Raw genomic sequence first — 15,612 nt, 5'->3', positions numbered from 1 at the left:
GGACCCCGCTGACCGGATTGGCCCCGGGGCGTAAGCCCGTGGGCTGATGTTGCGCGAGAGGGGTACGTGACAGGGTCGCCCTGTGCCCACGGAATGGCCGTTGCGGCACGGTTGACGATAGGGGGAGGGCTCTTGATCACTACGCCGTTCATCAGCCGGAAGGGCATGACGCGCCGCAGCATGCTGGGAGCCGCGCTGGCCGCCGGGACCGCCGTGCCGCTTGCCGCCGGTGCCGGCCGCGCGTGGGCCGCCCCGGCCGCCCCCGCCGCTGACCCGGCTGCGGCGCGGCTCACGCTGCCCGTGCCGACCGGGCCGTATCCGGTCGGTACGGTCCAGCTCCACCTCGTCGACCGGTCGCGTCCGGACGACATCGCGGGCCCAGGGCACTTCCGCGAGCTGATGGCCACCGTCTGGTACCCCGCCCGTGACGTCGCGCGGTACCCGGTGGCGCCCTGGATGCCGACCGGCGCGTTCCAGGCGTTCCTCGCCGACGTCGGGTTCAGTGATCTGGCCCCACTGGGGCCGCTCACCGTCGGCCGCGTGGGTGCTCCGGTGCGGCGAACGGGCCGACGGCTGCCCGTCGTCGTGTTCTCCCACGGCGCGCACAGCCACCAGGGCGACCACACCGTCATGGTCCAAGAGCTCGCCAGCCACGGATACGCGGCCGTGACGATAGCTCACCAGTACGACACCTACACCGAGTTCCCCGACGGCAGGCTCGCCGTCCCGCTCCGCGACAGGCCGGCACCGACGCTGCCCGGGGACTTCGCCGCCGACGTGCGCTTCGTCCTCGACTGTGTCGAGCAGCTCGCCGCCGGGCGCAATCCCGATGTCGACCACAGGGAGCTGCCGGCCGGGCTGCTCGGCTCCCTCGACCCGCGGCGCATGGGCGCGTTCGGCTGGTCGAAGGGCGGGACGGCCACCGCCTGCGCCACGCTCGCGGACGAGCGCATCCGGGCCGGGCTCAGCCTCGACGGCCCGATGCAGATGAACCCGCCACTGGCCGGCGACTTGGACCGGCCCTTCATGATGATGTCCGCCGCGTTCACCCGGGCCACGACTCCCGAGGCCGCAGCCTTCTGGTCGCACCTGCGCGGCTGGCGGCTGAACATCGAGGCCCAGGGCGCCGTCCACATCTCGTACGGCGACAACGAGGCGCTGTTCCCCCAGGTGGCGAAGCTGTACGGGTGGAGCGGACGGCAGCTTCAGGACGTGATCGGCACCCTCGATCCCGACCAGGCGGTGAAGATCCAGCAGGCGTTCCCGCTCGCGTTCTTCGACGAGCACCTGCGCCACCAGCGGCGGCACCTACTCGATGGGCCGTCCCCTGCCTTCCCGGCGGTGACGTTCCTCCCCTGAGCGCTCGGGGGACGGCACCAGTGGGCAGGAGCGAGGTGGGTCCGGGACCCATGGGTCCCGGACCGATCGGCGGGCTAACATCCGTCGCCGAGGTTGATCCCCGCCGCGGCGGCCGAGTGCACGGCCCAGAGCTGGATCAGCTCCATCGGGATGGCCGGGACGCTGAACCACACGGTGGTGCCGGCGAGCAGTCCGGGCCAGGTCTGTCCGAGTCGGAGGCCGTACCGGCCGCGCAGTCGCCTCGCGAGGAGCACGCACACCGCCACCGCTGCCACGCCGAGGGCCGCTCCGGCCCAGCCTGCGGCGTACTCCGTCGTCGGGAAGGGCAGGTGCCGGCAGGCTTCCCGCTGCCGGTCGGCCCACTCGTGCTGTATCTCCTGCGTGTGCAGGGAGGTTGCCACCCCGGCCGCGATCAGGAGCGGCACCATGACTGCCGCCGTCACGGTGCCGAGGGTGACGGCGCACCGGCTTGCGGGGTGGTCGCTCGTGGCGGGGGACGGGGAGGTTGGGGTGGTGGCCATCAGTGCCCATCCGGTTCCGGTCGCACACCGCTTCAACGCCGAGGCGGAGGCCCAGCCGTGGTGCGCTTCGGCCGCCGTATCGCTCGAATCAAGAGACTTGCGGAGGTTCGCCAGTGCCCTTCGCGGCGGCCGACTCTGCACTTCCGCCCTCTGCCGCACGTAGTACGTCTTGATATCTGCGTCCACGAAATCCCTCATGAGCGGTTTTGAGGAACACCCTAACCTCGACTGCGTGTTCAGTTCACCGGCGACGGGACGGAGCCTCATCCCGATCGGTGGACACGTCGACCGGTCGGGGAACCCGTGCGCAGGGCTTCCCGCCCGACATGAGGGTGAGCAGTCAACGAAACGCACATCGCATGCCCGTCAGAGACCCACCCGCCAGAGACCCGTACGGCTCCACTGCATCCACGGCCCGCGAGAAGTCGCACCACCACCTCGTCGGACCACTCCTCCCGCCACACCGTCGGCCGCCGTCGGGGTCGATGAAGCCGCATCCCTGCGGGGCAGGTGCTTCCTCGGCAGCCCGCCAGGACAAGGCGACCACCCTGCGCCGACGCGGCGCACCCCGGCGGCCGGCCTGGCCGCATGAGGCCAGGCACCTCCGTGCCACCCCGAACCTCTGGAACACCCCCGGGCCCGGACGACATGATCCTCTCAACGGCGCAGCAGTGGAGCGCCGGGGGGAACCGGGCCGGCGCCGATGGGCGCGCACCTGGAGCGCCACGTCATCACGGGTCAGTGCCCTGCGCACACGTGGCCCGTCTGCGTCCGAAATATGGGGGATTGTCATGTCTGTTCGCCGTCGACTGACCACGCTCGCGTCGGTCACCGCCACCGTGGCCGTCAGCTCGTCCGTGCTGCTGTCCCTGGGCACCGTCCCGGCCTCCGCCGCCAGCGTGGCGACCTGGGACAAGGTCGCCCAGTGCGAGAGCTCCGGCAACTGGGGCATCAACACCGGCAACGGCTACTACGGCGGCCTGCAGTTCTCGGCGTCGACCTGGCGGGCCTACGGGGGTACGGCCTACGCGGCCTACGCCCACCAGGCCACCAAGAAGCAGCAGATCCTGATAGGCGAGAAGGTCCTCGCCGGACAGGGCCCGGGCGCTTGGCCGAGCTGCGGCCGCCTCGCCGGACTCGGCAGCGACCACGCCGACCCCTACCCGGACGCGCCGACCCCGCCGGCCCCCGCGCAGTCGTGGAAGGCGCAGGTGCTGATCGGCTCCGGCAACGGCATCTACCACGCCACCCGCTTCGACAACGGCACCTGGACCCGCTTCGGGGACGTCGACAGCCAGGCGAGCGCCGTCCCTGGTGGGGTGCGCACCATCGCCGAGGCGGGCATCAACGGCGACACCCACGTCCTGGCCGTGAGCAACGAGGGCAGGCTGTACCACACCATCCGCAACGCGGACCGCACCTGGGGAGCCTTCGGGGACGTCCACGCGGCCGCCGGCGCGCTGCCCAACGTGACGCAGGTGGCGGCCGTTTCGTCGGGTACGGAGCTCCAGGTCGTGGTGGTGGCGGACGGGAAGGTCTACCACACGGTCCGCCGCGCGAACGGGACGTGGGCGCCGTTCGGGGCCGTCGGGAACCCGGGCGGGGCGCCGGTGACGAAGGTGGCGGTCTCCCAGACGGGCACCGACACCCAGGTGGTCGCGGTCTCGGGCGGCTCCCTCTTCCACACGGTCCGGCACGCCGACGGGACCTGGACGACCTGGGGCAACGCCTCCGCCGAGACCGGGGTTTCCGGCGTCGATGACGTGGCCGTGGCCGGTACCGGTGGTGACCTCCAGCTGGTGGTCACCACCGAGGGTGGCGCCAAGCGCTACCACGGGGCGCGCTTCGCCGGCGGCCAGTGGGTCCTGAACGACCTCTCCGCCGTCGTCCCGGCCGGCGTCACCGTCACGGACGTCGCCGCCGCGGCCGTCGACAACGAACTCCAGGCCGCCTTCGTCACCACCGACGGCCGCGTCCTGCACACCCTCCGCCACACCGACGGGACCTGGACGGGCGCCGCCCCCATGGACCTGAACGGCGTCGGCGGCGACCACACCGGCGTGTCCATCACCGCCACCTTCAACTGACCAGCGCACGACACCCGCGACACCCCTGACACATCCGAGGAGCCACCATGTCCACCATCACCCGTCGTGCGCTGACCTCCGCCACCGGCCTCGCCCTGGCCGCCTCCGGCCTGGTCGCCTTCGCCGCCTCCCCGTCCTACGCCGCGGGGCCCGCCTACGAGATGCCCTTCAGCTGCAACCAGGCCTGGCTGGGCAACACGTACAGCGGCCACAGCCCGTCGATCCAGTCCATCGACTGGACGCACGGCAGCACCACCGCCAACCAGCCCGTGCTCGCCAGCGCCGACGGCGTCGTCAGCACCGCCACCACCCTCACCAACCCGGACGGCTCGTACCGCAGTTACGGCAAATACGTGGTCATCGACCACGGCAACGGCTCGACGACCCTGTACGCCCACCTCAACGGCTACGACGTCAGCGCCGGAACCCGCGTCGTACGCGGCCAGAAGATCGGCATAGTGGGCAGCACCGGCAACTCCTCCGGGGCCCACCTGCACTACGAGCAGCGCTACAACGGCACCGTCAAGCAGTCCGTCTTCGACGGCGCCCCCTTCCAGATGGGCTCGACGCTCACCAGCCGCAACTGCTCCGACACCACGACCCCGCCGGCTCCGACCGGCCAGTGGCGGGCGCAGGTCGTGGTCGAGTCCGGCGGCGGGCTCTACCACGCGGTCCGCAACGCGGACCGCACCTGGACCGGCTTCGGCGACGTCCAGGGCGTCACCGGCGAGGTTCCCGGCGGGGTGCGCACCACCGCCGAGGCGGGCATCAACGGCGACACGCACGTCCTCGCCGTGACCAACGAGGGCAAGCTCTACCACTCCATCCGCTTCGCCGACCGTTCCTGGTCGGACTTCGGCGACGTGTCCGGCGAGGCGGGAACACTCGGCAACATCACCCAGGTGGCGGCGGTCTCCTCGGGCACCGAGGTGCAGGTCGTGGTGGTGGCGGACGGGAAGGTCTACCACACGGTCCGCCGCGCCAACGGGACCTGGGCGCCGTTCAGCGCGGTCGGCAACCCGGGCGGGGCCCCCGTGACCAAGGTGGCCCTGTCCCAGACCGGCACCGACACCCAGGTCGTAGCCGTCTCGAACGGCTCCCTCTTCCACACGGTCCGGCACGCCGACGGTACCTGGACGACCTGGGGCAACGCCTCCGCCGAGACCGGGGTTTCCGGCGTCGACGACGTGGCCGTGGCCGGTACCGGTGGTGACCTCCAGCTGCTGGTGACCACCGAGGGTGGCGCCAAGCGCTACCACGGGGCCCGTTTCGCCAGCGGCCAGTGGGTGATGAACGACCTCTCCGCGGTGGTCCCGGCCGGCGTGACGGTCACGGACGTGGCGGCCGCGCAGGTGAACAACGAACTCCAGGCGGCCTTCGTGACCACCGACGGGCGGGTTCTCCACACGATCCGCGCCGTGAACGGCACCTGGTCGCCGGCCGCCCCGGTCGACCTGACGGGCGTCGGCGGCACCCGCACCGGCGTCTCCATCACCGGCACCTACAACTGACGCGGCACCAGCACCCCGCCCCCCTTCTTCTTCCGGACTTCCTTCCACAAAGGACACCCACCCCATGTTCAAGACCCCGAAGTCGGCCCGCGTCCGTTCCTTCCTGCTCGCCACCGCCCTTCTCGCCCCGGTGCTGGGGATGGCCTCGGCGGCACCCGCCGCGGCGGACGCCCCCTCGGTCGCCGACATAGCCCGCTCGCAGGTCGGCAACGACTGCACCCCCTACTACGGCTGCATCTACCCGAACGCCTGGTGCGCGGAGTTCTCCCGCTGGGTCTGGAAGCAGGCCGGCGCCAACACCTCGGGCCTCAACGCGGCAGCCGCCTCCTTCTACAGCTACGGCCAGCGCAACGGCACGCTCCACACCAGCGGCCCCCAGGTGGGCGACGCCGTCCTGTGGGACGACGACGGTTCGGTCAGCGGAGAGGCCAACCACGTCAGCCTCGTGGTCGCGGTCTCCTCCGACGGCTCGCAGATCCAGACCGTCGGCGGCAACGAGAGCCACAGGGTCTCCGCCAAGGGCTGGTTCAACTGGCGTACGTACGTCAACCCGGGCGCGGGCCGTGCCCTCGCCTTCGTCTCCCCGGTCGGTGTCCCCGGCACCCCGCCCCCGAACACGACCCCGCCGGCTCCGACCGGCCAGTGGCGGGCGCAGGTCGCGGTCGAGTCCGGCGGCGGGCTCTACCACGCGGTCCGCCAGGCGGACCGTACCTGGACCGGCTTCGGCGACGTGCAGGACGTGGCCGGCGAGGTTCCGGGCGGGGTGCGCACCACCGCCGAGGCGGGCATCAACGGCACCACGCACGTCTTCGCGGTCAACAACGAGGGCAAGCTGTACCACACCGTCCGGCTGGCGGACGGGACCTGGGCGGGCTTCGGCGACGTGCACGGTGAGGCCGGCCCGCTCGGCAACATCACGCAGGTGGCGGCGGTCTCCTCCGGTACCGAGGTGCAGGCCGTCGTGGTGGCGGACGGGAAGGTCTACCACACGGTCCGCCACGCCGATGGGACGTGGGCGCCGTTCGGGGCCGTCGGGAACCCGGGCGGGGCGCCGGTGACGAAGGTGGCGGTCTCCCAGACGGGCACCGACACCCAGGTGGTCGCGGTCTCGGGCGGCTCCCTCTTCCACACGGTCCGGCACGCCGACGGTACCTGGACGACCTGGGGCAACGCCTCCGCCGAGACCGGGGTTTCCGGCGTCGACGACGTGGCCGTGGCCGGTACCGGTGGTGACCTCCAGCTGGTGGTCACCACCGAGGGTGGCGCCAAGCGCTACCACGGGGCCCGTTTCGCCAGCGGCCAGTGGGTGATGAACGACCTCTCCGCGGTGGTCCCGGCCGGCGTGACGGTCACGGACGTGGCGGCCGCGCAGGTGAACAACGAACTCCAGGCGGCCTTCGTGACCACCGACGGGCGGGTTCTCCACACGATCCGCGCCGTGAACGGCACCTGGTCGCCGGCCGCCCCGGTCGACCTGACGGGCGTCGGCGGCACCCGCACCGGCGTCTCCATCACCGGCACCTACAACTGATCCGGTACTGCTGATCCGGACCGACCACGGGCCCGGGACGACCACCGTCCCGGGCCCGTTCCCGTGCGCCTCAGCCTAGGCCGTCTCTTTCGGATCTTGCCTGGCCCGACACGATCCGGACGAGACGGCCTAAGCCCTGTCGGGCCGTTCCTGGTCGACGAGCACGCCGCCGGCCCGGGTGACGGCGTCCAGCGTCTCCGGGTCCAGGCCGCAGGAGCGCGAGAAGCGGGTGCCGCGGAGGCGGCCGCCCAGCACGGTCCGCGACAGGATCTCGCCGCTGCGGAAGTCGCACACCCACAGCTCGCCCATCTTCGTCGCCACGAGGAGCCGGTCGCCCCGCTCGGAGCACCACAGTGAACGGGTGCCGCCGGGCACCTTCAGCACCCAGCGGGCCTCCAGGGAGGAGGACACCCGCATGCTCCACCCGAAGAGCCGGTCCTGGGCGGCCAGGGCCAGCAGCCTCGACGAGGCGCGGAAGGCGAAGGCGTCCACCAGGCCGTCGCCCGGGACCATGATCGGCAGCCCCTTGCTGTCGATCCTGGCCTCCTGGCCGGCGGCGTCCACGATCGCCACGGCCCGGCCGTCCAGCATGAGCAGGGCGTTGTCGCCGGACGCGCTGATGTACGTGTCGGCGGCCTCCCGGGAGTGTTCCTCCCCCTTGAGCGTGCGCCAGTGGCCCTCGGCGTTCTCGTCGGCGACGGCGTAGCGCAGGGAGTCCTCGGTGTAGACCAGGGCGCTGATGCCGTGCCGGCCCGCCAGGAAGCTGATGATCCAGTGCCGTAGGGCGGGGAAGGGCACCTCCGCGACGGGGCGGCCCGCGGCCGGCTCCGTCAGCCGCAGGCACTTGCCCGCGAAGTCCCACTCCACGAAGGCGTGCCGGCCCTTCCAGATCACCGGGGAGTGTTCCTGCGTGGCGGCCGTCCTGCCCATCACCCGGCCCGTGCCGGCCTCCACCAGCAGTCCGCCGTCCGTGTCCCCGCACCACCAGGTCGTCGCGTCCCAGTGGTCGACGGCCGCGGGGCCGGAGCCGCCGCCCGCCGCCAGCCGGCCGGGAGGGGAGTCCACCCGGCCGTCGGGCCAGTGGAGCACCTCGTTCCCGGAGGCGATGACCACCGCTCCGCTGGGGTGGAACAGGCCCCGGCGCGACCGGCCGTCGTCCAGCAGGTTCCCGTCCCCGAGCCGGGCACCCGTGAGATCGGCCCCGGACAGGTCCGCACCCTCCAGGTCCGCCCGGGAGAGGTCGGCCCCACGCAGGTCCGCGCCCGCGAGGGAAACCCCGACCCCCCACTGCCGGGGCGCGAACCCCGCCAGATCGAGCCCCGCCAACCGCGTGCGCTCCAGGCTGCCGCCGCACAGGACGAGCAGGTTCAGGCAGTTGCCCGCCAGGTTGCCCGCCTCCGCCTCCAGTCCGGCGGTCGAGCCGGCCAGGGCGAGCAGCCGCTCCCGGTGGTCCGGGCACTCCCGCACCATCGCGGACAGGAACTGGTACACCGCCTCGTCGCGCCCGAACGCCCCGAACGTGGTGCCCAGCGCCTCCACCGGTTCCGCCACGAACTCGCCGAGGGGCGGGAGCGTTCCGTCCTCCGCGCGCGCCGCGAAGTACCGGGACCACGTCCACTCGCGCGTCACCGCCTCCGCCGCCCCGGCCGCCGGGATCACCTTCATGAAGTCGCCGCTCAGCAGCCCCAGTTCGGCCGCGAACTTCAGGGCCACCAGGAACTCCAGCAGCGACTTGTGCGAAGGCCCGTAGTCACCCTCGGCGTTGCGCACCAGCATGCCCTGGTTGCGCATGTCCTGCTCCCAGTAGTCCAGGTCCTTGGCGCTCTGCACGGTGGACCCGAAGCAGGACCGCAACCGGTCCGGGAAGTCACGGTAGTTGAGGGTGAGCCGGTTGGTGGAGAGCATCTCCCAGGCGACTTCGCACAGGAAGAGCAGCTTGTCCCCGCGCGAGGTGAACGTGCGCTCCGCGCTGACGTCGCGGTCCATCTTGCGCTGCACGGCGTAGAGGTAGATCCGGGCCAGGTCGATCTCGGCGCCCTGCTCGATCTCCGGGAGCGCGTCGATCACCAGCTCGGACATGAGGGGGCGCCCCATCAGCTCGCGCACCTCGTCATGGGCCATCACCATGCGGACCTTGTCCTCGGACAGGTCGTGGCGGAGCATCCGCTCGATCTGCTCGTCGTCGAAGCGGACCAGCTCGACGATGTCGAAGTTGGGGCCGTCCTGGGGCACCTTGGATCCGAGCGCGGACGCGCTGACCTTCGCGCCGAAGAGGTTGCGCGCCTCCTGGGCGTTGCGGAAGTGCTCCTGGCGGCTGCTGAGCAGCACCTTGGAGCCGGGGTCGACGGCGTTGGCCAGTTCCCAGAAGTTGGCGACGACCGTGTTGCGGTCGGCCCGCGCGGCCATCTCGTCGAAGCCGTCGAAGATGAGGAGCAGCCGTCCCATGCGGTTCAGGACGCGGAAGACGTCGTAGCTCCGCAGGTCGATCTTGTGCTTGTTGAAGAAGAACTCCGAGAGCAGCCCCTGCACCGTGGTCTGCTTGGCGTAGTCGCGCAGCGGGATCAGCAACGGTATCCGGGGCCTCGGCACCCCCCGGCGCCTGGCGTCGCGCCAGCCGCGCGCCATCTCGCCGGCCAGGTGCAGGGCGAACCACGACTTGCCCATCCCGAACTCGCCGAGGACCGACAGGTGCCGCTTCGCGGGCTCCTGGAGCCAGCCCGCCACGTAGTCGTCCAGCCCGCCGTCCCGCCAGTGGTAGAGGCTGGTGTCCAGGGGCCGCCCGGTGGCCGGGTCGATCTCCTCCTTGCTGCAGGAGATGGGCACGTAGCGGGTGTCGATGCCGCGCCGGCGCACCTCCTCCTCCACCCAGGCGATGTAGGGCTCGAAGTTTGCTTCGAGGTCGACGAGTTCGTCGAAGGAGTAGCAGAACAGCACGTCACCGCTGTCCGCGGCCCGGCGGCGGGCGGCCTCGCTGACCCTGAGCCGGGCCAGCCCCCAGCCCTCCAGGGCCCCTTCGGCGGCGACCAGTTCGCCGACCAGCCGCATGTGGTGCGGCAGGAGTTCCCCCTCGACGCAGAGCACCACGGTCCGGTCGAAGCGCCCGGGGCGGCGCTGGGGGATGTCCACCAGCAGGGCGACGCACCCGCCGGCCGCCTCCCACGTGCGCCGGATCTCGTAGCCGACGGCGGTGAACCACTCGTGGACGTCGTCCATCAGGCGCTGCGCGGGAGAGAGTTCGGAACGGCCCGGTTCGGTACGGGTGCGGTGGCTCTCCTCCTCGACCCGGGTCTGGCTCACCCGTTCCAGGAACACGTCGAGCTTCTGCTCCAGCCGTGCCTCGTGCGGTGCCCGGCTGCGGTCCACGAGGCCCTGGAACGCCGCTGTGAACCCGTCGACGTGCTCCTCGAACCCGTGGCCGAGATGCCCGAACTCGGCCGTCTCCCGGTTGCGCTCCACGGCTTCCGCCGCCTCCGCGCGGAACGCGGCCCAGTCGCCTTCCGAGAAGGAGCGCCGGAAGGACTCCAGGACGTAGGGGTTCCGGAAGAAGGCGAGCACGGGCTCCGGGCGGCCGAGGCAGTACTCGATCAGCGCGTGCGCGTAGAGGCTGCCGAAGTCCTGCGGCGGCACCGTGGGGTTGAGCCGGACCGCCCGCAGGGCCCGCAGCACCGCCTCCTTGCGCAACGCGCCGTCCGCCAGCGGTTTGGACGCCAGCTTGCCCAGGATCCCCGCGGCCGCCGTGACGATCTCCATCGCTATCGCTCGCCCCCGAACTCCGTTGTCCGTCAGCCCCCTCGGGGAAGCCTAGCGGCCCCAGACGCCCGGCAGCGGGTCAACGGGCTCACCCGGCGACCGGGTACATCAGGCCGCGCCGCCCCTCCGGCGAGGTCAGCCACTCCAGCTTCTCGGCCGTTTCGGTGCCCGGCAGCGGGGTGTGGAGCACGATCGCCAGGTCGGGGCGGGCGGGGACGCGCAGCTGGGTCGATTCCACGTGGAGCGTGCCGACGACGGGATGCTCCATGCGCTTGCGCAACAGGCCGCCCGGCCGGACGTCCCGCTCCGTCCACAACTCGGCGAACCGCGGACTCAGTTCCCGGACCTCCTCCACGACCGCCCGGAACCCCTCGTCCCGCGGATGCTCCGAGCAGGCGGCCCGGAACTGCGCCACCACCTCGCGGGCCACCTCCTCCCAGTGCCCCGAGCGGGCCCGGTAGATGGGGTCCGTGAAGAAGGCGATCAGGCAGTTCTGCACGATCTCGGGCCGCATCCCGAACACCAGGGCGGCGGCGTCGTTGTACATCACCGTGTTCCAGTACACGTCCATGATGTGCGCCGGGAACGGCATCCAGGCGTCGATCAGCCGCTTCAGGCCGTCGCACATGTCCCGGTCGCCCGGCTCGACTTCGAGGGCGGGCGGATTGAGCCCGGCCAGTACGTACAGGTGCCGGCGCTCGGCGCTGGTCAGCTTGAGGACCCGGCTCACCGAGTCCAGGACCTGCGAGGACACCGAGATGTCACGGCCCTGCTCCAGCCACTGGTACCAGGACACCCCGACCCCCGCCAGCACGGCGACCTCCTCCCGGCGCAGCCCCGGAGTGCGGCGGCGGGCCCCGCCGTCCGGCAGTCCGGCCTCCATGGGCGAGATCCGCGCGCGCCGGTTCATCAGGAACGCGCGCAGCTCGCTCCGGCGGTGATCGTCGATCGGCGTGGCCACTGGTATTCCCCCTGTCGGCTGCCTGGTGGTGGCGACAACAGGATAAGTTCCCGCTCTTCACGGGCATTCCCGCGCGGCGAAGGTGGTGTCCATGACGATCGATACACAGACGGCGGTCAGCGCACCGTACACGGTGGCGCCCGAGGGCCACCGGCTCACCGGGCGGGCCCGGCTCGTCCTCTTCGTGCTCTGCGCCGCCCAGTTCATGGTGGCGCTCGACTTCTCGGTCCTGAACGTGGCCCTGCCCGTCCTCGGCAAGGACCTGGGCCTGAGCCGGTCCGCCCTCCAGTGGGCGGTTACCGCCTTCGCCCTGCCCTCCGGCGGCTTCCTGCTCCTCTTCGGCCGGATCGCCGACCTGTACGGGCGCAAGAGGCTCTTCCTGACCGGCCTGGCCCTCTTCGGCGGGGCCTCGCTGCTCGCCACCCTCGCCTGGGACCCCGCCTCCTTCCTGACCGGACGCGCCCTCCAGGGGCTGGGCGCGGCGGTGGTTGTGCCGACCGGCATGTCCCTGCTGACCACGACCTTCCCCGAGGGCCCGCTGCGCGACAAGGCGCTCGGCATCTCCGGCACCCTGCTCTCCCTCGGCTTCACCGTCGGCATGGTGCTCGGCGGCGTCATGACCGACACCCTCGGCTGGCGCTCCACGATGGGCCTGCTCGCGGCGGCTGCCGTGGCCGTCCTCTGCCTCGCCCCCCGGCTGCTGCCCGAGTCCCGCACCCCCGAGCGGCCGCGGCTGGACGTGCCGGGCGCCGTCACCGTCACCGGCGGTCTGCTCGCGCTGATCTACGGCCTGTCCACCGCCGCCGAGCGCGGCTTCGGCGGCACGGACGTCCTCGTCTCGCTGGTGGCCGGTGTCCTGCTGCTCGCCGCGTTCGTGGTGGTGGAATCGAAGGCGCACGCGCCGCTGGTCTCCCTGCCGATGCTGAAGCGCGGCACCGTCGCCTGGGGCAACATCGGCGGACTGGTGACCTTCTCCATGATGTCGACGGTCGTGTTCGTCCTGACGCTGTACCTGCAGGAGACCCTGCGCCTGTCCTCGTTCCTGACGGGGCTGGTCTTCGGCGTCCAGGGCGTCGCCTCCGCCGTCGCCGGCTCCTACGCCCCCCGCTTCATCGGCCGCTTCGGTGCCCGGCGCACCCTGGTCGGCTCGCTGCTCGGCCAGGGCGTGTTCACCGCCGCCCTGCTGGCCGTGGGCACGGAGTCGGGTGCCCTGGTCGCCACCGTCGCCGTCTCGGTGGCGAGCATGTGCCACCTCGGCGCGATCATCTCCTACGGGATCATCGTGACCAGTGGTGTGCCGGACGCGCAGCAGGGGCTGGCGACCGGCCTGGTCACCACCACCCAGCAGGTCGGTCTGACCGTCGGCATCCCGCTGCTCGGCGTCCTGGCCACCACGGGGACCTCGCTCTTCGACGGGGTCCGGACGGTGCTGGCGCTCGACGCCGCCCTGGTGACGGTGGTGGCGCTGCTGGTCGCCGTCGGCCTCGGCCGACGCACGAGGTGACCGGGCTCCACCACCCCCGCGAGGGCCTCGACCGGGGCGGGGAGCGCCGCGTGCCGAACGGCGTCGCGTGCGCTCCCCGCCCCGGTCCATGAGGTCCTACGGGTGTGTACGGGTCATCCGCCGGGCTGGAGGACGCCGTTGACGGTGAGCCGGTAGGGGGCGGGGGCCAGGACCGTCTCGGTGGGCTCGTAGTGGTCGACGATCGCCGCGACCGTTTCTGCCCTGGTGTCCAGCAGGCGGCGCAGTTGCTCCCGGCCCAGCGACGCGTGGTGGTCGGCGTCGAGGGGCACGTCGGCGGCCCAGGCCTGCTTGTGGTCCGCGGTGTAGGCCACGAGGCGGAGGCTGATCCCCGGGATCCGCTTGATCTGGTAGGAGCTGATGGTCTGCCAGCCGGTCAGGGTCGAACCGTCGGAGACCGGGGTGGCGCCGGCCCTGAGGTTGTCGATCCACAGGCCCGGCCGGGTCACGCTGCTGTCGGTCACATAGCGGAAGGCCACCAGTACGGTCCGGCCGGCGAGGTCGGAGAGGTCGATCGTCTGGTGGGTCCAGCCGCCCGAATCACCGTTGAATCCCGGTGCCAGCGCGACGATGTCGGCGGCGGCGTCCGGGAACGCGGTGGTCATCCCGGCGCTCCGGCGGGAGGTGAAGGTGGCGCCCCCGTCGGTGGACACCTGCACGGCACCGATGTCGTAGCCGGGCTCGATGTCCCAGCGGGCGTCGAAGGAGAGGGTGGGGTCGGCCGGGTCGACGGTGACCGACCGCACGATGCTGCGGTCGACGCTGACCTCGTCGCCCAGCGGGCCGGAGTAGAGGGCGGGGTCACCGGCGGCGTGGCCGTCCGGATCGACGCTCCACTCCACCGGGCGCGTCGGGTAGACGGCCGGTGCGTCGAAGCCCAGGGAGCGCAGCTCGCCGGCCTTGAGGTACCCGCCCGCGCCGTCGCGCAGGCGTACGTAGTCGGCGCCGTTGGAGGGCGCGCCGGGGCGGGAGTAGGCGAACGGCGTGTCGAAGTTCACCGTGGAGTGGAGCGCCTCCGCCCGGAAGCGGCCGGCCCCGGAGTGCCCGGCCAGACGTGCGCCGTCGTCGAGGACGCCGTCGAGTGCCGCCGTGGTGGACCAGTCCTTCAGGAGGTCGAAGGGGGTCTCCTTGGCGTGGTGGCGGGCCAGGGTCCTGGAGAGCCGGTCGAAGCCGGAGCCGCCGCCCGCGAACAGCAGGTCCTTGACGAAGCCGGGTCCGTAGCGCTCGTTGAGCGTGTGGATCATGATCTCGGCGCCGCCGTAGTCACAGAGGAAGCTCTGGCCGGGATCGGGCCAGACGGAGAGGGAGTTCTCGGGGCCGCCGTTCCGGTCGCCGTACGGGTCGGTGTATCCGGGGGGCATCATCGCGTTCTGGCGGCCCTGGAAGCATCCGACCTTCAGGTTCTTCAGGGCGTCCTCGCGGCGGTCGTCGTAGCCGACCAGCCACCTGGCCCATTCGGCCGTTCCCTCGATGATCCAGTTGGGGCCGGAGACGTCCTCGGCCCTGCTGTGCCAGATCGCGTGGTTGTACTCGTGCGCGAGGAGGCCCTCGATGTAGTGGGGGAGGGGGAAGCCCTCCCAGACGCGGCACAGGTCCGGGCCGAGGGACGGGGGCTTCGGGCCGACCATGGTCTTCCACCCCGCGGCCTCGATGACGACGAAGTTGCGGTCGACCGCGTCCACGGCGTCCGAGAGGAACTCGCCGCCCGACGCGATGTTGTCGACGAGTACGACGAGCCGGCCGCCCGGCCCGCGCCAGGCATCCGCCGGAATGCTCGGGTCCAGCAGTTCCGGTTTGGCGTTGCTCCCGTCACGCGGGGTCGGGGAGCCGAACACCCGGCCTTCGCGCGGGCGGATGACGTGCTCGAACTGTTCGGCCACGTAGCGCAGCTGCCGGTCGGTGACGACGAGGTCGTCGGCGTTGGAGCTGCTGCAGTCGTCGCTGTCGACCCGCATGTCACCGGTCCGCACCCAGAGCTCGACGTGCGGGGAGACCTCGCGCAGCTCGAACTCGCGCAGCACGGTCTGGAACGACCAGTCGATGGTCGGCCACGTGCGGCGCGTGCCGACGGTCGCGTCCCCGCCGTAGCGGCCGGTGCGCGCCTGCTCGTGGATCCGGGGGGACTTGCGCCACTGCCGGTGTACGGAGTGGGTGCGGGACGGTCCGTCGGACCGCTGGTGGGCCGGTTTGTCCGGTGGGCTGCCGGGGCCCGGGTGCCCGTACGCGGGCGAGACCCCCAGGGACAACGCGAGTGCGGCCAGGAGGGCGGTCAACCACGGGACGTGTCGACACACTCCGGCCTGGAGGGGCTGGCGCATCGGATCTTCTTCCAAAGAAGCGGATGATGCGTCAACGTAGCGAAACCGTGGC

At 71.9% G+C, this 15,612-nt stretch carries 9 protein-coding genes; 5 read left to right on the top strand and 4 right to left on the bottom strand.

What is annotated here, in order from left to right:
* The first annotated feature begins 132 nt into the window (after window positions 1-132).
* Complete coding sequence (locus ACZ5D2_RS10555; RefSeq protein ID WP_468928598.1) at window positions 133-1,359, top strand: alpha/beta hydrolase family protein; 1,227 nt, start codon at window positions 133-135, stop codon at window positions 1,357-1,359.
* 74 nt (window positions 1,360-1,433) lie between these two features.
* On the opposite strand, the gene ACZ5D2_RS10550 is transcribed toward ACZ5D2_RS10555, so the two are convergent.
* Window positions 1,434-1,880 carry a hypothetical protein gene (locus ACZ5D2_RS10550; protein WP_371680523.1) on the bottom strand — a complete coding sequence of 149 codons (447 nt, stop codon included), beginning with the start codon at window positions 1,878-1,880 and terminating at the stop codon, window positions 1,434-1,436.
* 791 nt (window positions 1,881-2,671) lie between these two features.
* Between ACZ5D2_RS10550 and ACZ5D2_RS10545 the strand changes: the two genes are divergently transcribed.
* The 3 genes from ACZ5D2_RS10545 to ACZ5D2_RS10535 all read left to right on the top strand — a co-directional run bounded on the left by ACZ5D2_RS10545 (window position 2,672) and on the right by ACZ5D2_RS10535 (window position 7,009).
* The gene (locus ACZ5D2_RS10545; protein ID WP_371680524.1) at window positions 2,672-3,967 is read left to right on the top strand and encodes a transglycosylase family protein; all 1,296 of its coding nucleotides are present in this window, start codon (window positions 2,672-2,674) and stop codon (window positions 3,965-3,967) included.
* A 47-nt stretch (window positions 3,968-4,014) separates the two neighbouring features.
* Entirely contained in the window at window positions 4,015-5,478 is a 1,464-nt protein-coding gene (locus tag ACZ5D2_RS10540) for a M23 family metallopeptidase (RefSeq protein ID WP_371680525.1), read from the top strand.
* Between the two features lie 64 nt (window positions 5,479-5,542).
* Window positions 5,543-7,009: a CHAP domain-containing protein gene (locus ACZ5D2_RS10535; protein ID WP_371680526.1), complete on the top strand. Its 1,467-nt coding sequence runs from the start codon at window positions 5,543-5,545 to the stop codon at window positions 7,007-7,009.
* 129 nt (window positions 7,010-7,138) lie between these two features.
* Here ACZ5D2_RS10535 and ACZ5D2_RS10530 read toward each other — a convergent pair whose 3' ends face one another.
* Window positions 7,139-10,759, bottom strand: coding sequence for an NACHT domain-containing protein (locus tag ACZ5D2_RS10530; protein ID WP_371680528.1), 3,621 nt, complete (start codon window positions 10,757-10,759; stop codon window positions 7,139-7,141).
* 88 nt (window positions 10,760-10,847) lie between these two features.
* Window positions 10,848-11,669: a helix-turn-helix transcriptional regulator gene (locus ACZ5D2_RS10525; RefSeq protein ID WP_371681390.1), complete on the bottom strand. Its 822-nt coding sequence runs from the start codon at window positions 11,667-11,669 to the stop codon at window positions 10,848-10,850.
* A 142-nt stretch (window positions 11,670-11,811) separates the two neighbouring features.
* On the opposite strand from ACZ5D2_RS10525, the gene ACZ5D2_RS10520 reads away from it, so the two are divergent.
* On the top strand, window positions 11,812-13,224 hold the full coding sequence (locus ACZ5D2_RS10520) for an MFS transporter (protein WP_371680529.1): 1,413 nt from the start codon (window positions 11,812-11,814) through the stop codon (window positions 13,222-13,224).
* 113 nt (window positions 13,225-13,337) lie between these two features.
* On the opposite strand, the gene ACZ5D2_RS10515 is transcribed toward ACZ5D2_RS10520, so the two are convergent.
* On the bottom strand, window positions 13,338-15,560 hold the full coding sequence (locus tag ACZ5D2_RS10515; RefSeq protein ID WP_371680530.1) for a choice-of-anchor J domain-containing protein: 2,223 nt from the start codon (window positions 15,558-15,560) through the stop codon (window positions 13,338-13,340).
* Window positions 15,561-15,612 lie beyond the last annotated feature (52 nt).

The sequence above is a fragment of the Streptomyces sp. NPDC031479 genome (genome assembly GCF_055581065.1).
Note: the sequence above shows the minus strand (reverse complement) of the source record. Positions and strands in the feature narration are given on the sequence as shown.